Source organism: Nocardia sp. NPDC051832 (assembly GCF_040681285.1).
Taxonomy (GTDB): Bacteria; Actinomycetota; Actinomycetes; order Mycobacteriales; family Mycobacteriaceae; genus Nocardia.
The window spans coordinates 409,867-433,452 of sequence record NZ_JBFAYL010000001.1; the positions used below are offsets into that span (position 1 = coordinate 409,867).

The 23,586-nt window shown below is 70.3% G+C and carries 1 protein-coding gene; it reads right to left on the reverse strand.

What is annotated here, in order from left to right; all coding sequences use genetic code 11:
- Positions 1-23,574, reverse strand: a 23,574-nt coding sequence (locus tag AB0M14_RS01730; protein WP_364987221.1) for a hypothetical protein, incomplete at its 3' end; no start/stop codon positions are given.
- Between the last annotated feature and the right edge of the window lie 12 nt (positions 23,575-23,586).

The window sequence follows — 23,586 nt, forward strand, 5'->3', positions numbered from 1 at the left end:
TACAGGCCAACCCGACGGAGGCACCGGCAACGCAGATTCACCCGGCGGCACGGACCAACCAGGCGGGGACGACGGTTCTCCTGGCGGCACGGACCAACCCGACGAGGGCGCAGCCGGATCTCCTGACGGTACGGACCAGCCCGGCGGCGGCGCGGGCACCGCCGATTCTCCCGACGGTACAGGCCAACCCGACGGAGGCACCGGCAACGCAGATTCACCCGGCGGCACGGACCAACCAGGCGGGGACGACGGTTCTCCTGGCGGCACGGACCAGCCAGGCGGCGGCGCAGCCGACGACTCACCGGGCGGCACAGGCCAACCCGATGGAGGCATAGGCAACGGGGACTCGCCCGGTGGCACCGACCAGCCCGGCGGAGGCACGGGCAACGACGGTCCTCCTGGCGGAACAGGCCAACCAGGCGGCTCCGGCAATTGCGGTTGGCCTGGAGGTCTAGGCAAACCTGGAGGTGCCGGAAACTCAGGTGGTGCTGGAGGTTTCGGCAATTCCGGAAGCTTCGGCGGATCCGGCAATTCCGGAGGCGTCGGCGGATTCGGCCACTCCGGAGGCTTGGGCGGCTCTGGCTTCGGAGGCTCAGGCTTCGGAGGCTCCGGCTTGGGCGGCTCCGGCTTCGGAGGCTCAGGTTTCGGCGGCTCCGGCTTCGGCGGCTCCGGCTTCGGAGGCTCCGGCTTGGGCGGCTCCGGCTTCGGAGGCTCAGGGTTGGGCGGCTTCGGCGGTACCGGCTTCGGAGGCTCCGGCCGTGGCGGGGCTGGGGGTTTCGGAGGTAGAGGTGGCCTGGGTGGGACTGGGGGCTTCGGGGGAACGGGCGGAAGTGGGGGCTTCGGGGGTGGTACTGGGTAGGGCCGTGCTGGGACTGCTTGGTGGACCTCGATGTTGGGTGTGTCGAGGTCGTATTCCTTTGGCGGGTGCGGGATGTGCGAGCGCGTGATCCCACTCGGGATCGGGTCGCGTTGGGGCCCAGTGCCGGGAGCGGGGTTGGACTCGGGTGGTTCCTGCCCGTCAGGTTCGTCGGTACCGTCGTCGCCGGCAGTCTCAGGCTCATCGCGACCACTGCCCGGACGGGCAGGTGTCGAGGGACCGTTGTCGCCGGAATCAGGACCGGCGTTGGCTTCCGGTGGCTCCTGCCCACCTGTTGCGCCACGGTCCCCGGGCTCGACGCGACCACTACCCGGATGGGCAGCTGTCGAGGGACCGTTGTCGCCGGAATCAGGACCGGCCTCGGCTTCCGGAGGCTCCTGCCCACCAGGTTCGGCAACAACCTCGTCACCGGCAGTCTCGGGCTCGACGCGATCACCGTCCAGACGAACAGGATTCGCAGGCTCGTCGCTACCGGATTCGGGGGCGGGTTGGGTGGCCTTGCCTTTCGGTAGTCCTGAATCGCCGTTTGGATCCGTATGCGGTGCAGTGCTTTCCGACTCCACCGGTGGGCTTGCCGACTCCGCTGGTGGACCATCGGGACGGGCGGATCGCCGCGAAGTCTCCTCCGGCTGTTCGGCAGGAGGGCGCTCTTGGGTACGCCTGGAGCTCGCCGGCTCTGGAGTGCCTGCGGAAGGACGACTTTCGGGCATCTGCGGGTCTGCCTGCTCGACGGTGCCTGCAGAAGAACGGCTTTCGGGCGTCTGTGGGTTTGCCGGCTCGACGGCTGGCGCAGGGCGTGGTGGAGCTTCGGGTGGGGGTGCGGATTCCTGGTGGTGAGTGAGTGGGTGGTCGGCGCCTCGGAAGCGTTCGGCGATGCGTTGGCGGAGTGGTTTCTTGGGAGGTTCGGGCGTGGGTTCCGCGGGGGTGGGCGGAGTTTCGGGGGTAGTCGCGCGGTTGCGGGCGGCGGCGATGAAGTCGGGGTCGAAGGTGATGGTGTCGAGGTCGATGGTGGGGGCCGGGTCGAGGTAGGGGCGTTTCGTGGTGTTGCGGGCTTCCTCGAGGAGGAGGTCGTTCAGGACCTGGGCGGGTTCGGAAGCGTTGGGGCCGTTGCGTTCTACGTCGAGGAAGGCGTCGCCGAGGGCTTCTGCCGGGTCGAAGTAGCCGTCTTCGTCGAAGCTGTAGCCGCTGAGTTGGCGGACCCAGGTGCGGAATTCGGCGGGGTCGACGTGGGGGCGGGTGGCGGCGTAGTGCTCGCGGAGGGCGTCCATGGCGCGATGCTGGGCGTAGCGCTGGCCGGCGAGGTCCAGGGCGTGTCCGATTTCGTGGACGATGGCGGAGTAGACGACGCGGTCCGCGCCGTTGGGCCAATAGCCGTCGCGCAGTGCTCGTTCGGCGAAGCCGGCGCGGGCGGCCGGGTCGGTGGCGTAGCGCTGGTTGAAGGTGATCCAGCGGGTGTTGAGGTAGAAGCCGCGGCCGCGGGCGCGTGGGTTGCTCGGGAAGGCGACGCCGGGGGTGGTCTCGCCGAGGATCCGGGCGTCGTGGCGCGGACCGCGCAACGGGCCGAAAGCGAAGTTCTCCAACTCGATTTCGTCGCGGTACTTCGAGAGCTTCTCGTCGAGGGCGCGGGCGGCTTCGCGGGCGGTATCGATGTCGAGACCGTCGAGATCGAAGCCGTCGAAGTCGAGACCGTGCCGGTCGCGGAGGGTCCGGGCGATCTCGGCGCGGTCGTCGATCCGGGACCATTCGTCGTCGAATCGAGGAGCTGATTGCTCCGGATCCGGCTGGGCCAGTGGGTCTTCCGATGCTGCTGGTTTTGCGCCATCGGCAGGATCCGCCTCAGGGACCGGGTTCTCCGAGGGGTCCGGTCGTACTGCGGTTCGACCCTCATCGCGGGGCACCCGGCGGACGGGTTCCTGAACTGGCTGCACAGCATCGGTCTTCGGGGGCGACTCTTGCTGGGCGAGTGGCTCATCCGCACCGGTCTGCTTCAGCGGCTCCACCGGGTTCGGTCGACGAGTCGCCGACTCCGGAAGGGCGTTTTCCTGGTTGGGGTCCTCGGCCCGGGTGGTGTCCGCTACCGGTTTCCGCACCACCGGTTCGGAAACCGGTACCTCGGCGACGCGGCGGGGCTGCGTACCCGGATTTTCGGAGGCGAAGTCCGGCCGGACAGGCGTCGTTGGCGGCTCGCCCGCCGGACGGGCAACGGGGTCCGTTGCGCCCGGAGTCCGGTGTGGCGCGCCGGCGGTGCCGTCGATCTGCGGCCCCTCCCCCGGTACGACGGTCGCGCGGATATACCAATATCCGCCGTTACCACGGTCTTCCACACTGTCGACGCGGAAGGTCAGCCCGCGCGCCAACAGCAGGCCGGGAACGCTGGATGGCCTGGCCGCCAAGCCGGGCAGGAACAGTGCGGGTGTGCCGGCCGGCACCGTCAACTCGAGATGGAACGGCAGGCCCTGCATCGCCGGCACCTGCCCGAGCACGGCCTGCGGAAACTCCGGCAGGCGGTGCGTGGCGCCGACCTGGTCGACGGTCATGTCCAGCGGATTCCGCCCGCCACCATAGGACGCCACCACCGCCTCGGGAAGTGGATGACGCGCCAACACCTCGTCGACGACCGCGGCGATCCGCGCCACTCGCGACGGCAGGTCACCCGCACCTCGCAGGGCCTCGTTGACCGTTGCGACAAAGTCGACGTCGGACTGCGCCGCCGACGCGAAATGCGCAAGCAACTCCCGCTCCTCGGGACTGAGACCAGCGATCACCTCGTCCCAAGCGCGGCCGAACTCCAGCCGATCGCTGAAGTCGAAAACATTGCGTTCGTCCGAGAACCGAACGGGCGGCGAATCGGGCGCACCGACAGCAGGCAGCTCCGGCGCGACAGCGACCGGACGCGACGCCGGCTGAGCCACAACCTCGTTCGGCGATGCCAGTGGCGGCAACCCGGCCGCCGGGTCGTTCGCGTGCTCCGTATGCGGCTTGGTGTCACCACCACCCGGCCGCACCGACGCAGCCGCCTCGGCGGCACCCGGCCGCGGCACCGGCTGCGTCGCAGCGTCATCCGATGCCGAAGGCGGCAACTCGACAGCTGGATCGTTCGCACGCTCCGGAAGTGGAAGCGGCTGGTTGTCACCACTATTCGGCCGCGCGGTGGGCGTCGCCATGGAACCCGGGCGCGCGAGCGGCTGAGGCGCTGCACCGTTCAGCGACTGAGAAGGCGCCTTGGCAGTCGGATCATCAGAACCTGTTGGATGCGGCATCGACTGAGTCGCATCGTGATCCGAAGCGGCCGGAGGCGGCAACTCGACTGTCGGATCGTCGGCACCCGGCGGTCGCTGAATCGGCTGTGTCGCAAGGTTGTCCGGCGTCGGCAGCTCCAGCGTCGGATCCTCTGTGCCCGCCGGACGCGGCATCGGCTGAGTCGCAACATTGTCCGGTGGTGGCAGCTCCACCGTCAGATCCTCGGCGCCCGGGGGACGTGGCAGCGGCTGGGTATCGACGTCGTCCGGGGAGGGCGGTAGTTCGCGGGTGGTGTCGGGGGGCGGGAGGGGTTGGGTAGTTTCCGGGGTTGGGGTGCGGTTGGCAGGCCCCTGGGGGTTGGGTGGGAGTTGGGGGCGGGGGCCGGGTGGGAGGGAGTCCGGGACGTCGGGGTCGGCTTCTGGGCGTGGGGGGAGGGGGTTTTCGGGGCCGAAGGGGGTGGGGGCGTATTTGATGCCCTTGCGCCAGTCGGTTAGTGGGGGGCGGACGGCGTCCCAGTCGAAGCCGATGCGGATGGCGTATTGGTTGGCGTCGCGCCAGGCGGTGGCGAAGGGGTGGGCGCGGAGGAAGTTGGTTTCGGCTAGGGCGTCCTGGAGGAGGAGGATGTCGGAGGGGAGGATGTTGTCGCCGCCGGCGATGAGGCGGTTCCAGGCTTCGGCTACGTCGGCGACCGGGTCCAGGGGCATGTAGCGGGGAGCGCTGTCGCGCGGGTCGATACGCAGGTGTTCGGCGTTCATCAGGTGGTCTTTGATGCGCGCGATTTCCTCGCGGCTGAACGCACGGGTCGTGTTGTCGAGGCGTTCGGCTACTGCGCGGGCGATGTCGCCGCGGTTGGGGCGCAGGGTGGTCAGGGCGTCGGCGATGTCGTTGACCAGGCGGGACGCGTCGCCGGGGCGTTCGTGATGCAGGTGGCCGGTGATGGCTTCGATGGCGCCGGTGAGGTCGGGTCCCGGATCGGAGGGGCTGCGGTGGGTCTTGTCGGAGAGGCTTTCGCGGTGGTCGTCGAGGATGTTCGCGATCACGTCGACGAGGACCGCGGCCCGCACCGCACGCGCCGCGCCCTGCGCCAGCGGATGCTCGTTCAGGTTGTCGTGGATGGTGTCGATGTCGCTGTCGTCAGCGCGGAACCGGTTGTATTCGCCGTTGGCCCAGTCCTGGACCTCACGCCACGCGGCCTGCTCGTCGCGCTGCCGCTGCTTGTACAGCTCGCCCAGTTCACCGTTGTCGGGCACGCGGGTGGGCAGGTTGTATTCCTGCGCCATCGGCTGCACGTCGCGGAGCGGCGGGCGGAACCACGGATGCTTCTTGAACCCGGGCTTGATCCGACCCGGGTGATCTTTGTCGTTGAACCAGGTGAAGCCGGACAGTTTCGCGGGCTCCAGGGTGAGCCGAAGGATGTGATAGGCCAGGTCGTTGAACGGCAGGGCGTAGGTTTCCATGCCGTTGGTGAGCGGGTCGCCGCCGGGGATGGCGGGGAGGAAGGCCTCGTTGACGCCGGGCCCGTTGTCGATGAACGGGTCGCTGATGGCACCCACGACCGGGGCCATGCCCCAACCGCTGATGCCCTCGGGCAGCACCCGCTCCTCGTACTCCTTCGGCACGGTCGTACCGCTGCGGTCGCCGTTGCCGGCGCGCGGGTCGACGGTGTGCACCGCGCCTGTGCCGTCGTGCCAGTGCACCAGGTCCAGTGGTGGGCGCCCGGCGATTCCGGGAATGTGGATGAACCGGCGCAGCGGTCCTTCCAGCCGTCCGGCCCGGACCGGAGCGTCTCGTTCGGCCACGATCCAGCGGTACTCGATGCGGGTTTCGCGCCGCGTCATGGCGTGCGCGACAGCGGGATTCTCGCGGATCGCGGCGACCAGCGCGGCATCGTGGTCGGCTCGCGGATGGGTCTGCGGGCCGATCGGCGCGACCACGATGATGCGCGGGTCGGCGCCTTCGACGAGTCCGACGCGCGGCTGCGGGGAGTCGCTGGTGCTGATCGGGCGCGCTCCGGCCTCGTGCAGCAGATCGCGGCCCGCACCCGCCAATTCGGCCATCTGGCCTTGGATTCGGTGGACGAGCTGTTCGGACTCGTTCACCCGGGTCGCGGCTTCGTGCAGCAGGCCGATGTTGCGGACGTGCTCGTCGGCTTGGTCGGCGCGAATGGTTCGGTCCGCGACCTCTTGCAGCGTGGTGTCCAGATCGGCAGGGCCGAGCCTGCTTTCGTCGACCTGTAGCCGGTTGGCCAGATCGGTGCGCATGAGCCGCCACGGTTTGCCTTCGAGCACGGCACGGGCGCGCTCCTGGGCCAGCTGATCGAGCTCGGCCCGAACCTGCTGGGACAGTTCTGGTTCCGTGACGCCCACCCTGCCGAGGGCGGCAATCTGCCGATCGATGTCGCGCAGTGCCGAATCGGCGTCGATGAAACGCTGCGCGGCGTCCTGCAGGTTGAAGATCTGCTCGCGGCGACGTGCGAGTTCGTCCGGGCCCACCAATTCTGGTGCCCGCGTGGCTCTTTCCTCACCGATGCCGCCGATGTCGCGGGTGCGGACGATGCCGTTGTCCAGCGCCTGCAACGTGGTCGCGAGGTTCGCGTCGTTCAGCGCGTCGCTCGGATTGCGGATCGGCAACGGGATGTCGCTGAACCGGGAGAACCGGTCGTCCCGCTTGGCGCGCCAGAATTCGCGTTCTGCGGCAAGTTTCGCGCGCTGGCGTAACAGGTCCTGGTACACGGCTTCCGGGGTGCCCGCGAGTTCCTGTTCGGCGATCTCCGCGTCGAGTCGCGCGACTTCGGCTTCGGCGGCGTCGAAGCGTTCGGTGGCGCGCGCCAGGGCCGCGGCTTCCGGGCCACCGGGCGCAGCCTCGGCAAGCAGATCAGCTGCGACACGGCGGATATCGCGCAACTCCTCGCGCTGGGATACCGCTTCGGCCCGTTCGGCGCGCAGCCGTTCCAGTTCCACGCGAGCTTCGGGCGTCAGGTCCTCCGGGCGCACCGGCGGTGCCGCGCCCTGCGCCGGGTCGGAATCGGGATCCGGCCGGCCGGCCGGGAGCGAATTGCGCTCGTCGGCAGCAGGTTCCGAGCGCATGGGCGAGCCCGCCCCGGTCTGTTGCGGCTGGCCGGTTCCAGGATCCGGCTTTGCCGCTGCGCCCGCGCCACCGGGATCGGAGCCCGGAGGCTTCGGTTTCGCGGCAGGTGGTGCCGCATTTCCGTCGTCTTCCGGCGGCCAGACCCGCTTATCGCCTTCGTGCGGCGGCTTACCGGCCTCGCCCAACGCCTGTTGCAGCTCCGCGAACTTGCGCTCGTGCTCGGCCAACGCCTCGTCGAACTGCCGCAACCGAGCGTCGAGATCACCCTCCGGCGTACCGTCCAGCAACTCTCGCAGCTCCTGGAATCGGCGCTGATGCTCGGCCAGGTCGGCATCGAACTGCCGCAACCGGGCCTCGAAGTCTCCGGGATTCCGTACCGGCCCAGCCAATTCCGCCAGCCGCCGCTGACTATCGGCCATCGCTTGATCGAATTGGCGCAGCCGCTCTTCGAACTCGCTCTGCCGCTCCCGCTCCGATGCCAACCCCTCGTCGGCACGCGCCTGCACCTCGTCCAGCGCCCGCCGCGCATCCTCGACGTGCTGCCGGACCGCGTCCATCGCCGCGTTGAAATTCCGCTCGGTCCGCTGCCGCAAAGCTTCGAAGTCCGCCGCCGCCTGCGGATCCCGAGGACCGGGCGCACCTTCGAGCGCCGCGTCGAGCTCCGCCACCCGGCGTTCCTGCTCGGCCAGCGACTCTTCGAGCTGCCGCATCCGGCGATCGAAGTCACTTTCCGGGGGCTGTCGCCCGTCGCCGTCCTGGGACTGCACCTCGTCGAGCGCCCGGCGCGCATCCTCAACCTGCTGCCGGACCGCGTCCATCGCCGCGTTGAAGCCCCGCTCGATCTGCTGCCGCAAAGCTTCGAAGTCCGCCGCCGCCTGCGGATCCCGAGGACCAGGCTCCCCCGACAATGCCGCGTCGAGCTCCGCCATCCGGCGTTCCTGCTTGGCCAGCGACTCCTCGAGCTGCCGCATCCGCCGATCGAAATCGCTCTCCTGCGACTGTTGCGCCTCGGCGGCCCGGCGCTGCACCGCGTCCAGGGCTTCCTGTGCGCGGACCTCCGCGCGCTGGCGCATGGCTTCGAACACCGCGTCGGCTTCCTCGGGGCCGGGGCGGCGGCCCTCCGGCCCGAAGTCGTTGTGCAGGTGGGTGATTCGGCCGTCGTCTGTGTAGGCGATCTCGATGTGACGGACGAGGACTTCGGGGCGGGCGAGGAGGGGGCGGAGCTGGGGGTAGTCGGCGGCGAGTTGGGCGCGGACGTCGCCGGGGGCGTTCCAGCCGACGACCACGATGCGGGGCGGATCGCCGGAGACGACCCCGACCGTGTTGTCGATACGGACGGCGCCTGCCACGGCGAGGGCTTCACGTTCCATCGCCTGGGCGACAGCTCCGTCGAGCACCTCGACATCGGATTCCGCCCGGTTGAAGCGGATGGCCGCGTCGCGCAAGGCGGCGATACGTGCTGCCTGATCCGGTATTTCGCTGGTCAGGCGGCGCACGGTTTCGGGTAGGGCGTCGTCGGTCAGGTCGCCTTCGCGGACGGGCAGACCTGCCATCGCTTCGTCGCGGGCGTTGCGTGCCGCCTCCAACTCCCGCACAGCTGCGGCACTTTCGGCGGCGAGGCGGTTCGTGATGCGACGGGCGAGGTCAGGGTCGGGGCGATCGCCGGGACCCTCCGGTGGCGGGGTGGCCACAGGCGGATCGCTGGGGGGCTTGCTACCGCCGTCACCTGCTGCTGGCAGCTGCTGCGTAGCAACAGCATTCGGGTCATCCGGCACCGGCTTGATCGCGCCGGGTTGCGGTTCGCCCGCCGGTTGTTGCGGCTTGTTCGCACCAGCGGGCGGGCCCGATTCATTGGTCCCGGGCATGGCGCGAGCGGCCCCACCGGAGCCGGGTTCGTCGGGTTCGGGCCGCACCGCACGCACCGGTGGGGCATCCGGCGGGTTGTCCGGCCGGGTCGCGGCCAGTGCGGCATCCAGACGTGCCGCCTCGGCCTGAGCGTCGGTGTATCGCTTCGCTGCCGCGCCGAGGTCCGCCGCCGTCTCCTCGCCCGGGTTCTGCCGGAACCGGGAGGTCGCGGCGTCGAGAGCGGCGCGGGCGGCATCGCGCTCCGCCACGGCGGCATCGCGCTCGGCCAGCAGCTGGGCGATCCGAGCCGGGCGCTGGGCCTCGGCTTCGATTTCGTCGGCGCGACGGTTCAGCTGATCGAGCAGTTCGAGATCGTCGGAGCGCTGCTGGGTTTCGGCTCGGAGCTCGGCCTGCACCTGGGCCAGCTGATCCGGGGTGAGGCGTTCCTTCTGGTCGATCTTGCCGTCGCGGTAGACCTCGTAGACCTTCGCCCAGCGCTCGGCCTTCTTGGCCGCCTCTTCCGGGGTGTCGCCGGGCCGGACCGGATCGGGCAGCTCGACGCCCACGGTGCGGGTGAAGTCGGGGTTGGCGCGGGATTCCGGGGCGGGCCCGGTGTGCTGGCCGAGAATGCCGAAACGGTCCAGGATGTCGGCGCCCTCGATGGCGTCGGTGAGGATGTCGAGGTTGCCGACGACGTCGAGCAGGTGCGCGATCGCCTTGTCGTGCACCGGGAATTCGATGTCGGTGACGCGCGGGTCGACCGCCCGGTCGCCGCGGCCGACCGGGTCGAAGCGGTCCAATCCGTTGATGGTGCGGTAGTACTCGGCGAGGGCGTTGATCAGGTTGGTGCGCTCGCTCTCCTTTGCCGCGAGCTTGGAGATCGCCTTGTGCAGGCGTTTCGGATCCAGACCGGAAGTGTCCGGCCGGTACTTCATCTCGTCGTTCTTGTAGTTCCGCGGGAACAGGTCCTTCGGGAACCGGCCGCGGCGGGTGCCGACACCGAGACGCTCGGCCAGCCGGTCGCGCGCCGCGTCCACCACGCCGGAGTCGATGCCGCGCATCAGTTTCGCGTAGTCGACGAGATCCTCGACCGCCTGGTGCCGGCGTGCCTTGCCCAGGCGCTCGTCGGCCAAGCCACGAGCGACCCGCTCGGGTGTCAGCTGGTCCGGATGCATCCCGAGGCGGCTCGCCAGCTGGGAGCGGGCGTCGTCGGCGGCATGGAAATCGTCGATGTCCCAAGCGGTTCGGCCGTAATCGATGATCGCTTCGATCTGGGCGGCGCGGATCGCGTTCTCCGCGCGCAGCTGGTCCATGCGCTGGGCCAGCGCGTCGGGGTTGTCGAGTTCGTCCTCCGGAATGCCCAGGCGCCGCGCCAGTTCCTGGCGTGCGGCTTCGACTTCGCTGCGGGACAAGCTTTCTGGCAGTTGACCGGGGCGCTGCGTGACATCGGCCGGAGTGTCGAACACGGGCCGCCAGGTGCCATCATCGCGTACCAGCGTGACGTCCAGCGTCCGGCCGTCGACATCCTGCCGGACGTGCTGCACCGCGATCGGTTCGCTGTCGAGCAGCCGGATGGTCCCGTCCGGTTCGACGTGCGCGACCCGGTGCACGACGTCGACGAGACCGTCGTTCACCGCCTGCGCGAGCTGAGGATGGTCGCGCAGGGCGTCCGCCAGAACTCTCTCGTGGTCCAGGTTTCCGTCGTAGACAAGCAACCTGGGCTTCTGCCCGGGCTCGCCGGGCAGCAGGCCGATGCCGTCCACGTCCGGCAGCAGGAAGCCGCCATCGGATTCGACGGACGCGCGCAGGCCCAGATCCGCCAGCTCCCCGGCGATTTCGGAGACCTCGGCGTCCGCGCGCAGGTAGGTCCGCAGCTGCTGCTCTACGTCCGCGAGACCCCGTGCGTGCGCGCGGATCTGATCGATCACCTCGGCGAGCGCGTGCCGGGGGTGGGCGTCGAGCGTCGCGAGGTCCACCCCGAGCAACTGAGCCCACACCGCGCGCTCGTCTCGAATCTGGTCGCGCCGCAACGCATTCTCGAAATAGGTCGGGTTGCCTTCGTCGATGCCCGGCTGATCGGTGTATCCAGGATCGCCCCAGTCCCGGCCGGGTTCGCCGCCGTTGTTGACCCCGTCCCAGTCCAGCATCGTGGTAGGACGGTCGTTGGCCCGGATCACCTCCCGCAGGAAGCGGGTCATCGGGTCTGCGTCGAAAAAGCTGACCTGGTCGCTGTAGGGGATGCGCCGGTTCTCGGCGTCGTAGCGGGCGGCGGCCTCGGCGAGCCCGGCGAGCGCGCCGATCCGGCGGGCCTGCTGGTACCGCAGCACTTCGATCGCCTGACGGGCGGTCTCCGGCGTCACTTCGGGGCCGAGTTCGCCGCCGAGGGCGCGAACAGCGGCGATCAGGTCCTGGTCCAGGTCCGTGCGGCGGTTCGCCGCGTCGGCGAGCTCACGAGCCAGTTCGCCGAACCGGCCGGTGGCATCCGGATTCGGCCGGTGCCGAACCGGTTCCGGCGCGGGCGCTCCGGGGGTCTTCGGCGCCTCGATCTCGGCCTGGCGACGCAGGTCGTTCAGGTCGACGCCGAGTTCGCGGCGCACCAGTTCCGGATCGGCCTCGTCCAGCCAGGGCCGGTACTCCTCGCCGTTGCGAGTACGGGCCGGCGGCGGATCGCCCGCCTGATCCGGGATGCGACTGGTCAGCTTCTTCAGGAACGGGATGAGTTCCCGGTTCTGCCACATGGTCGCGCCCTCTTTGAGGATGCGCGCCGGGTTGAACTTCGTCTGCAGCACATCGCCGTCCGGGGTGCTCTTGACGACCGGCAGGTTCGCCTCGTGCGCGACCACCGACTGACCGGCGCTGTCGAAGCCGGATCCGGACGGGTATTTCGGTGTGTGCGCGGCGAATCCGTCGCGCAGCTGGGTCCAGAGGCGGCGCAACAGATTCGGGCGACGATCCGGGGTGGCGGGCGGTTCGGCCGAGGGCAGCTCCGGACTGCGTTCGGGCGCAGCGGCTTCCGGTCGCGCCTCGGGCGGCTCGACCCGCCAGCCGCCCTCGCCGTCGTCGACAAGCCGGACCGGGACCTGCTCGCCGTCGACCTCCACCGTGTGCGGCCGGGATTTCGGATCCGGTTTCGGCCGTGCGGGATCGGGGGTTCCGGCACCGTCCGGATCCGGTGGCTCGGCGGCCGCGGGCGGCGGCTCGTTCGGCGGCTTCTTCGCTCCCCCACCGGCATTCGGGTCCGGTGCGGGTTCCTCGGCATCGCCGAGCCGGTCCGGCTGGTCGGGACGATGCTGGTCCGGACGGGTGGCCTGCTCGGCGGCCTCGGTCATCAGCTTGTGGATGATCTTCGCGGGCTCGCTGGCATTGTCGCCGTTGTGCTCCACGTCGAAGAAGGCCTCGGGCAGCGCCTCTTTCGCGTTCAGCATGCCGTCGCCGTCGAAGCTGTAGCCGCTTAGCTGACGCAGCCAGGTCTCGTAGCCGTCGATGGTGGCGGGCGAATGATTGGCCAGGTAGTGCCGCAGCAGCGCGTCCTCGACGGTGCCGTGCACGGACCGGCCGCCCGCGTAGTCGACGGCGTGACCGAACTCGTGCAGGAACGCGCCGTAGCCGGGGCGGGCCAGGATGCTCGGGTGGAAGCGGCCCTGATCCACCCGCAACTGCAAGCGTTCCCGGAAGAGGGCCGGATCCGAGGCGAATTTGTAGTTGAGCGTGATCGATTCGGTGTGGATCTTGCCGGTGGTGCGGTCGGTACGCGGTTGCGCCTGCGCGAAAGGATCCTTGTCCAGCGGCCCGATGCCGACACTGCGCAGGTCCACGTGCCGGTAGCTGTCGCGCATCTCGACGACGCCCCGCGCGAAGTCCCGCACGGTGTCCGGGTCGAGATTCGGCAGGTCGAAACCGAACACCTGCAGCCCGGTGACTTCCTTCAGCTGGGCGCCGACCTCCTCCGGCGTCAAGTTCGACCACTCGTCCTGGACCGGCACGCCGTCCGGATCCGGTCGGGCGGCGCCCTCCGGCTGCCCGTCCGGGCCGTCACCCAGGTTGTCCGGCGTTGCCGCTTCGACCTCCGGCCGTACGAACCGCACCTGCGCGCTGAGGTTCTCGCCGAGCGGGCCTTCCAGATCCACCGGGTCCACGGTGGCCCGAGTGAATCCGTATTGCAGCACCTGCTGCCCGATGTGGGTGCGCAGTGCCGCCTCCTCCGGCGTCAGGCCCTCCTGCAGTGACGCATTGAAGCTGGCCAGATTGTCGCCGAGCTGCCCGGCGCCGAACCAGTTGCTCTCGACCACGCGCACCCGGTCGCCGAACGCGCTCATCACCTCGGCGAACATCTGCGAACCGGACGGTGTGCCCGGCCCGACTCGCACTTCGAGGGTGAGGACGCCACGGCTGTTCACGTGGGCGTACACACCGTAGCGGTGGTCGCCGCCGTAGCGGTTGACGTAGGTCGAACCGTCCTCGGATCGGAATCCACCCAGCGGCGTGCGGCCGATGTTGTCGGGCTGCGGCCCCGGCGCCGCGGTGCGTTCGAGCAGGGTGAGCCGATCCAGTACGGCGTCGTGCCAGCTTTCCCGGCCGCGGGCGGCGAATTCCGCTCGAACCGCTTCGATTTCGCGCCGCAGCGTGGCCAGCTCCGGCCGGGTGAGTCCGTGGTCGACCGGTGCGGGCGTGCCGTCCGGACCGGTGCGCAGGAACAGGTCGGCGAACGGGTTCGGAGTGCCGGATTCCGGGCTGTCGCCGAAGTTCAGGTGGTGGCGGATGCCGACAACAATGCCCTTGGGGCCGATCATCCAGCCATGGTCGTCCCGACCCGGAGTAGTCGTCAGCACGTCGAGAAGTCCGAGCTCGCGAGCGCCCGGGGCATCGATGTAGTCCTCGTGCGCGTCCACGAACTTCCCGGCCGGAACCGTGCCTCGCGGCGGTTCGGAGTACAGCACGGTCGCTGAATCTCGGTGCACCGGACTGACATTCGCGCCGACCAGGCGGCCGAGCAAGGCAGTCAGTTGCTCGGCATCGGCCTGCCGCGCGTTGAGCATGGTGGTACGCAGCAGCACGGTGCCGTCGTGGAAGGTGACCCGCTCTATCCGTCGCGGCTCGGTGACCGACCTGTTCTCGCCGAGCACTTCGACGTCACGGATTCCGGAGGCGAGTGCGTCGGCGACGCGCTCGTCGAACGTGCGCACGCCATGTGCGACATCCCAGGCGCGGCCGTAGCTTTCGGCGTAGCCCCGGCCGTCGTCGGTCGCGGGATGGTCGGCGAGCACCGGTCGCAACGCTTCCAGACCACCCTGGTTCGCTATCCGATCCAGTGCGGAGTTGGGCATGGACGGATCGGCCGCGGCGGCATCGGCTCGGGCCGCGTCGAAAGCGTTGCGGTACAGGCGTTCCAGCGGGCCCTCGGGAATTCGATGCCCCGCGGCACGCAATTGCATGGCCGCCGCGACTTCCAGCGCGTGCGCCCGACCATGCTGTGCCAGCATCCGATCGATGTATTCCTGGCGCGTGGACTGCATCCGGGTCCGGGTCGCGGCATCCGGGTCCGCGTGCGTCAATTCGGCGTGGATGGCGGCGTGCACCAGTGCGAGCAGGTGGGCGGCGTCGGTGGCGCCCGGATCGAGGACCAGGGCGTTGCGCGAGGGGAAGTACCGCGCCGAGGCGCCGGTCTCGTGCACGACATCGACGTCGTAGCGGGTCAGGCTCGAATTCGCCCACTCGCCCGCCGGTGTGTCGTCCAGGATCTCACGCAGCCGCGCGACCCGTTCCGCGGTCGCACGCGCCGCGACATCTGTCGGCGTGGGTTCGGGCGAAGGCTCTAGCGGCGGCGGCTCCAAGCCTTCGACCAGGTCGGCCTCCCGCGCCAGCTCCGCCGCCCGTTCCTGTGCCCGGAAATCGGCCAGCTCACGCTGCGCGGTCAGGTCGACCAGCGTCCGCAGATCGTGGTCGAGTCTGCGCAGCTGTGCACCCCGATCCGGTGCGACGGCGGGATCGGCGAGCTCGGGGGCGATCTCGGCCAGCCGCCGGGTCGCCGCGTCCCGCAGTGCACTCGGGTCACCGTGCGGATCCAGGCCGAGCGCCTCGGCCGCTCTGCTCAACTCGGCCGCACGGTCCTCCGCGCGCAGCCGCGCGGCCTCCTCGGCCAGCGCCGCGGCGCGTAGCCGGTCGGCAGCCTCCGGGGTGGCCGCCCGGTCCAGCAGCGGTATCTCGGTGCGCGCGACGGTGTTCGCCCGATCCCAGGCCGAACCATAGAAGTCGGTGTAATCGCGGCCCTGGTCCGAGGCGAGCTCGGTCACCAGCGGACGGATGGCGTTCGCCGCGAAATCGGTGGCGAAACGGTGGATTTCGGCCGCAGTGCGCGCGGCGTTCGGATCCCGCAGAGCGAATGGGCTCAGCGAGGCCTCGCTCACCCCGCGGTCGTAGGCTGCGAGGTAGGTCCGCTCGATCCCGCGCGCGTGGTCACTGACCCGCACCTGGTAGCCGAGATCCTGGAGTTGCTGCGCCAACTCGATCATCCGAATATTGGCGGCGACCTCCTCATCGATCATCGACCGCACGAAATCCTCGCGGTCGGCCGAACGGATGCGCGTGCGAGCACTGTTCCCGTCTACCAGCGACTCCGCGTGCAAGGCTTCGTGCGCGAACGCCAGCGCCTGCCGCACATGATCATTGCCGCTGGTGTATGCGACTACCGCGAGCTCACGCCGCCGGAACTCGCCGGCACGGCCGTCGCCGTGCCGCGTTTCGAACCGCGCACTGATCGGACCGTCCCCCAGCCTGGCCAGGATTTCCCGGCCGAGATCGGTCTGTCGCAATAGGTTCCGGACCTGGTCGTCGGGTGTATCGAGGGCCAGCAAGCCGGGTCGGGCCGCTTCGGGCGAGGCATGCCCCGCATCGGTTTCCGGTTTCCCGTTGGACGGGTCGTCGGGGTCGCCCAGGAAATCAGGCGTGTCTTCACCGCTTCCTCGGTCATCGTCGCGGGTCGGGCGCGCCGCAGCGCCGCCGGGATTGTCGTCACCGTCACCGCGATTCGGTTGCGCCGCAACGCCTCCGGGATCGTCGTCGCCGGAGTCTCGATTCGGGCGGGTCCCGGCCGGGGCTTCGGCCGTCGGATCGGACTCCGGCGCCCGCCAGGAGCCATTGGGACGGCGCGGCTGGTCCGGCGCAGGGCGGGCCGAGTCGGGCAGGGGGTTGTCCGGGCGGGTCTGCGTCGCGGCTGAATCGTACCGAGCTGACGCCGGTTCCGGCCGAGTCTGGCCCGAAAGGGGCATGTCCGGCCGAGTCTGGCCCGCAAGGGGGACGTCCGGCCGAGTCTGGCCCGCAAGGGGGACGTCCGGCCGAGTCTGGCCCGCAAGGGGGACGTCCGGCCGAGTCTGGCCCGCAAGGGGGATATCCGGACGGGTCTGGGGTGCGACCGAACTGTCCGGAGCGGTCGCAGGTTCCGGGCGGGTCTGGGTCGCGTCCGAATTGTCCGGGGTTGTCGCCGGCTGTGGCCGGGTTGGGGTGGGGCGGGTGATGTCGGGCTGGGTGCGGTTCGACTGGTTGTCGAGTTGGCGGGCTACTTCGGCGTCGGCTCGGTGTAGCTGGGCGATCTGCTCCGCGAGGGCGTCGATGAGCATGGCGATGCGGCGGGTTTCGTTGCGCTGGAAGGCGAGTTCCTGGTCCAGGACCGGGTCGTTGCGCATGCCGTGCAGGTTGTCGATGCCGAGCAGGTCGGCGAGGTCGGCTTGCAGGTTCGCCAGTTCCTGGCGCATCCGGCCGCGCTGGCGGAACTGTTCGGCGAGCGGGCCCTCGGACGTGCCGGGCTCGGCGCCGTTGTTGACGCCCTCGTTGTTGATGATGGAGGTCTGGTCGCCCAGTAGATCTTTGAGGAACCGTTCGCCGGGATCCTCGGAGTACAGGCCGGTTTGGTCCAAGGGCAGTTCCGCGGCGAAGGGCACCTCGCGGTTCTCCGCGTTGAAGAGCCGGGCGACCTCCTCGAACAGGTCGACGAGTTTGGCGCGCTCCGCGGCCGCGTCCCGGAGCCCTTCCAGGACCCGCCGGAGCTCCCCCGGGCTGAGATCGGCGAGCGGAGTGAGCTCGGGCGCCACCTCGGCCAGTCGCTGCCGCAGACGCTCGGCCATCTGCTCGACTTGTTCGGCCGCACGCCGCTGCTCCGCCAGCGCTTCGCGCACTTCCGGGGCGATCGCTTCGGGCCGTGTGACTTCCGCGGGCTGCTGCTGTTGCTGTTGTTCGGCCTCGCGTTGCCGCTGCCGCTGCGCTTCCCGCTCGGCTTCGCGCGCCGCCAGATGCGGCGGCAGCTTCTCGTCGGAGACGCCGCGCTCCCAGTAGCGGTCCTCGGTGCCGTCCGGATTCAGCGGCGGCTGGAAATCGTCGGGCGGGGCGATGTGGCTCTCCCGGCCGAAGATCGCCCGCCAGAACTCCATGATGCGCTTGCGGGCCTTGATCAGCCTGACGGTTTCCAGAGCGATCCGCGCGACGTTCGGGGACGCGACGCCAGGATCGCCGCCGACCGGCCACACCACCTTGTCCAGGCCGGGGATCTGCGCCAAGCCGTCCACGCCGACGGTCTGCCCATGGCCGTCCAGTCCAGAGCCCGAGGGATGTTTCGGGATCTCATCGTGCCTGGCCTGAGCGATAGCTTCCCGGAGCTGACGCAACCGCTCCCGCAGGCGTTCTCGCAGGGTGGCCTTGTCGGGTTCGTCAGCGTGCGACCTGGTCTCCGGCGGCGGGCCCTCACCACGCTGCGTCTGCGGCTGACGCTGCGGTTGCTGAACAGGCAGGCCATCGGGGCGCGTTTCGGCGGCACCAGTGGGTGGATTTTCCGGCCGGGTGGTGTCGGTCTGCGTCTGCCTCTGCGGGCGCGGCTGCGGGATGCCGTCCGGGCGCGTGGTCTCGGCCTGCGGGATGCCCTCCGGCCGCGTGGTCTCGGCCTTCGGCTGCGGAATACCCTCCGGCCGCGTGGTTTCCGTCTCTGGGCGGCTCGCACCGGTTGGCTTGGTACCCGCCGCGTCCGGTTGCTGTCGCGTGGCGGGCCCGGATTCGATCGCACGGTGCGCGTCCGCGCGCGCCTCCGCCAGGCCGCGCTCGATCTGCTCCGCTATTTGCCGCAGGCGTTCCTCGACCCGGCGGCCGAGGGCGTCGAACTCGTCTGCCGACTCACGTGCCAGCGGGTCCGATTCCTCGGACGGTTGGTTGCGCTGCTCCAGCAGCCGTTCGAATTCATCTGCCTGCCTGCGGCTTTCCTCCGCTGCACGGTCCAGCCGCCGCTGGGCCTCGCGTCCGATATCCGCGATCGCGTCATCGACGCGCTTGCCGAGGTTGTCGTTCGCCTCCTGCAATTCCCGGGCGCGAGCATCAGCCTGATCCACCGCCTCGCCGAGATTCGGCGGCTGGTCCGCGCTGTCCAGCGCCTGCTCCACCATCCGCTGGATCTCGGCGAGGCGATCCGCGACATGCTCATCGAGATTCTCCAGCGCATCTCGCGACTCGGTCTCGACCTCGCGGGCCCGGTCCAGCGCGTCCGACAGATCCTTCGACTCCGGCTGCCGCGCAGGCTCTTCCGGACGCGTCGCGGTCTCGCCCTGAGGCTGGCGCTGCTGGCCCTCGGGCAGTGGGAAGCCCTCCGGACGCGTCACCGCAGCCTCGGATTGCGGTTGCGTTCGCTGCCCAGCCGCCTCCGGCAGCGGGAAACCCTCGGGTCGCGTCACCGCGGCCTCGGACTGCGGTTGCGTTCGTTGCCCTGCCGCCTCGGGCTGCGGGGCCGGGAAACCCTCCGGACGCGTCACCGCGGCTTCGGACTCCGGTGGCGTTCGCTGTCCGGCAGCTTCTGGCTGCGGGATCGGGAAACCCTCCGGACGCGTCAACGCAGCCTCGGCCTGCGGTGGCACCTGCTGCCCTGCGGCCTCTGGGATCTGGAAACCCTCTGGGCGCGTGGTGGACGCTTCGGGCCGCGCCTGTTGCGGCTGGGGTGATTCCTGCGGCTGGCGGAAGCCGTCCGGAGGCGTCTGGTCGGCGGCGGCCAAGCCGGGAGGCGGCGGATCGTTCGGTGGGGCGGGCGGGGCGGCGGCCTCGGTTTCTGGCAGCGGGAAGCCCTCGGGCCGGGTCGCTGCGGCTTCCGGCTGCGGGAAGCCCTCGGGCCGGGTTGTCGCGGTTTCTGGCAGTTGGGGGCGCTGCGCGGGTTGCGGCTGGCGCTCCGGAAGTTGTTGTGGTCGTTCGGCTTCCGGATGGAGAATCGGAGAGACGTCGGGCTGGGTGGCATTGGAGTCGCGGCGGGCCGGTGGCTCCTGTGGGGGTGGGCCCTGGGTCTGCTGCTGCGGCAGCGGGATTCCCTCCGGCCGGGTTTCGGCGAGACTCGGATCTGGCTCGGGCTCAGGTTCGGGTTCCGGGGCCGGTATGCGGCGGGGTTGCGGTTGGCGCTGGCGCTGTGGTCGGCGGCCCTCCTCGCCGACGCGGGCCTCGTCCTCATCGTGGGTGCGGTCGCCGAAGCGGACGGGGGTGTCGGCGTCGGCCGGGTGCAGCGGGGTGCCCGCGGCATCGAACAGGATGGCGTAGACCCGCTTCACCTCGCGGGGCAGCGTCGGCGGGAAACCCTCGACCCGTTCCGCTCCGGGGTCGCGGACCACGATTCCGCCGTTCTCGTGCACCAGCACGTAGGCGTGCGCGCCGACGCCGTATTCGTCGCGCGGACCGGCATATTCGTCGACGACGAGCGCCGAGGACCCCTCCGGCATCGTGAGCAGCTGCCGCGCGATCGCCTCGTGATCGCCGAACGAGCGGAGTTGTCCGCCGGCGGCGGCCTGCACCTCGGCCGCGGTCATGCCGTCCAGGCCCACCGCACCCTCCGGCGGCCGGATCGCCGTACTCCCGCTCATCCGCTGGATCAGCCGCAATGCCAGCTCGGCACAGCGACCTCGGTTCGCCTGCGGGACCTGATCCGGCCCATCGGACGCGGGCGGTTGATCACCGTCGCCCCGATCACGCGTCGGCACCCGATCGGGGGCGTCCGGCCGAGCCGCACTGCGCGGATGCTGCTGTCCCCCAACTGGATCACCAGGCGGCGGCGCGACCAGCAACCCTTCCGGCGGCACCTCCCCACCGTCGCGCCTGGCTCCCGGCGCATCGGCCTCCGCCTGCCGAACCGGACCGGAATCCGGCGCCCAAGGCCGATGCGGGGCCTGCGGATCCCGCGCCGCCGGACTCAGACCCCGATCGCCAGCCGGACGCGTCGGCCCGTCACCCTGATCCGGCCGGAAGCTGACATCCGGGTTATCCCGCTGCGGCGCACCAGCATCCGGTCGCGCCTGTGCCGCATTCGGGTCAGCCGACCGCTGCGGCCCGCCAGGCTGCTCACCGCGTGGTTGAACCGGACGCGATTCCGCGACGTCCGGATTCGGACGAGTGCTCGGATCCGTGCCATTCCGTTGCGGCACAGCACTATCCGGCTGCACACGATCCGGACGAACACCATTCGGATCAGTCGATCGCACCGCCTCAGGCGACCGCTCGCCACGCAGCGGCGCGGACGGAGGCTCCGGCGAATTCCGCTCCGCCCGATCGGCCGGATCAGCGACGTCCCGCTGCGGCACCACGCCGTCGGACTGCACACGGTCAGGGCCAACACCATTCGGATCAGTCGGCCGGGTACCTTCCGCAGGCTGCTCGCCACGCAGCGGCACGGGACGAGGCTCGGTAGCGCCGCGGTCTGGACGATTGGTGGCGTGGGAGGTATCTCGTTGCGGAGCAGTCGAATCGGCGCGTTCCGAGTTCGGGCGAAGGGCCTCAGTATCAGTGGGGTTCTGTTCGCCGCGCGGTGCATCGGGACGGTTCTCGACGCTGTTGCGGTCGGGGCGGCCGTTCGCGTCCGCGTGATCTCGCGGCGGTGTAGCCGTACCCGTGTGATCCCGTGGCCGTGAGTCGGTATCCGCGGGATCTCTCGGGGCTGTGGTGTCCGGGTGCGATGCGGTGGGGTCGGCGACGGAGGTCGGCTGGCGGTCGCCCTGGAGGGGCTCGCGATGCGGCGCCTCTTCGGTGGAGCGGTTTGCTTGGGGGCCGGAATCGCCGTCGGGTTGCCATGGGCGGGTGCCGGATTCCGCGATTCCGGTGCGTGGTTCGGTGTTGCGCTGGGGGGTGGTGTCCGGGTTGGACTCGGTGGTCGGACGGGATTCCGAGGTGTTCGTTGGGGTGTCCGGGCTTCCTGCGCGCGGTTCGGCCACATTCGTCAGCGAATCCGGTTGTGGCCGTGCTGTTTCGGAAGTAGTTGGAGCGTCGGAGCGGAGTCGCGCATCACCGGTTGTCGGGGCGTTGCCGCGCGGGGCGGGGCGTGAATCGGGACGTGCGTCGCCACCCGGGCGCTGGTCGGCGCCAGGGCGCGAGTCGGCAGTCGGGCGGGCGTCGGATGCCGGGTTGGCGGGGGCGTTCGCGGGGGCGTTGGCGGGCGCGGGCGAATCCTGGTGCAGAGCAGTGGTGTTCGCCTCGGCGGCGCGGGCGCCACTGGTGGGCGTGTCGGGTGCGGCGATGTCGGCGCGGGGGGCGGATTCCGGTCCCAGTGATCGGGGTTGCGACGAATCGCCCGCTGCGGGTGGGCGGTGCTCCGCGCCGGTGGTGGGGTCGCTGGTCGTAGCCGACTGCTGCGGTGTTGTTTCCGGGCGCGAGGCCGGGTTGTTCGCGGCCGGGTCGGCAGGTGTATCCGACTGTTGCGCAGCGGGTTCTGCTTGCGGTGGCTGCGCCGTGTCCGGTGGGGCGGTGTCGAGTTGCGGGGCTTCGGCGGCGGCCGGTCGGGTCGGGTTGCTGGTGTCGGCGGGGCCGTCGGAGGTGGAATCGGCGTGGGGCCGCTCGGTCGCGGTATCCGGTGGGCCGGTTTGAGTGCCGGGATCGGTGTCGGCGGCGGCTTCGGTCCCGGGACGTTGTTGCGCGCCGTTGTCGCCGGGCTGGTCCGCGGGGTCTTGGGCCGTCGACTCCGGTTGTGGGGCTGACTGTTCCGGTGCGGCCGGGAGTTCCGCCCCAGGGTCGGTCTCGCCGGTTGTCGGCCGGTTGGCCTCGGGCGCTGTCGTGTCCTGAGTGCCCGCGTCGGGGCTGATCGGGGCTTGTCCCGGGTCGGTTGGCGCGGCCCCGGCGCGGCTGTCGCCGGGAGCGGCGCTGTCGCCGGGGGCAGCGCTGGGGTCGGGAGCGGCGCTGTCGCCGGGGGCAGCGCTGGGGTCGGGAGCGGTACTGTCGCCGGGAGCGGTACTGGGATCAGGAGTGGTACTGGGATCAGTGGTGTCGGAGGTCGGGTCGGTGACCGGCGCGGGGTTCTCGCCGCGCGTGTTCGCGGGCTCCGTCGCTCCCGTTTGCGGACGCACTCCGGCCCGGTCGCCCCCACCAGCGGTATTGGCGGGCGCCCGGTTGGCAGGTGAACTATCCCCTGCCGCAGGCGCATTCGCGGGTCCGGTGCCGCCGTATCCGTTAGCGGGCGCGTTCACCGGACCGGTGTTGCTCGGCCCCTGATACCCGATCCGCGGTCCCGCGGGCTGATACATGTCGGGGTTGCGGCTCTGCCAGCGCTGGTCGGCGAGAGTGCGGCTCACACCCGAGAGCGCACCGTTCGACGCGCCCGCGCTGAGCATGCGCCAGTCGAACTGTTCGGAGGCGTTCTTCTTGGTCTCATCCCAGGCTTTGCCCCAGTTCCAGGACCCGTCGTCCTGGTGCGCGGCCTGCACCATCTGATACCCGAGGCTGCCGCCGAAACCGGCGACGCCACCGACCAGCCCGGCCGTGCTGCCGGTGATCGCGGCGTTGACGGTGGGATTGAACATCGGGGTGTCGCGGCCGCCGCGCGGGGTGTTGAGGAACTTGCCGAGCTTGTCGCCGATCGGGCTGGCGACGGCCGCGCCGACCGCGGAGCTGACCGCGGTCATCTTGACCTGGTTCCAGTCGATCGCCTTCCGGTGGCCGGCCTCGGTTTGGTAGTACTGGATGCCCAGGTCCTGCCCGGTGCCGATGACGGTGTCGATGGCGACGTGCCGGATCAGGAAGTTGGCCAGCTTCTTGGTGATCAGCTTGCCGGCCAGCTGCACGATCTTGTTCATCACCCGCTGCGCGAGCATCCGGATGGCGATCCGGGTGAAGCCCATGGCGATTGCGGTCTCCGCGGGCGCGGTCGGCGGGAAGATCCAGAAGATGGCGATCTCGGCGGCCAGGATCGCCAGCGAGGTGATCACCATCAACTTGGCGTATTCCAGCTCCATGCCGAGGTCATCGGCGCTTTCGGCGATGGTCTCGAAGTCCTTGGCCAATTTCTCCAGCGACTGTTCGCCGTCGCGGTAGAGCTGGAGGTCGGCGATCATGCCCTGGCGGGCTTCGCCTTCCGGGTAGGCGGCGTTGACCGCGGCGATGGCGTCGTCGATGTCGGTGAGCACCTTGCGCAGGTCGGCCGCGGCGGTACGCCAATCGTCGGCCACGCCCCAGACGCCGTCCTCGTCGCCCTCGGGGTACTCCGAGCCGGCTACCGCTTCCAGCAGCCACATCAGGGCGCCGGGGACATCAACTCCCATCGGTGACTACCA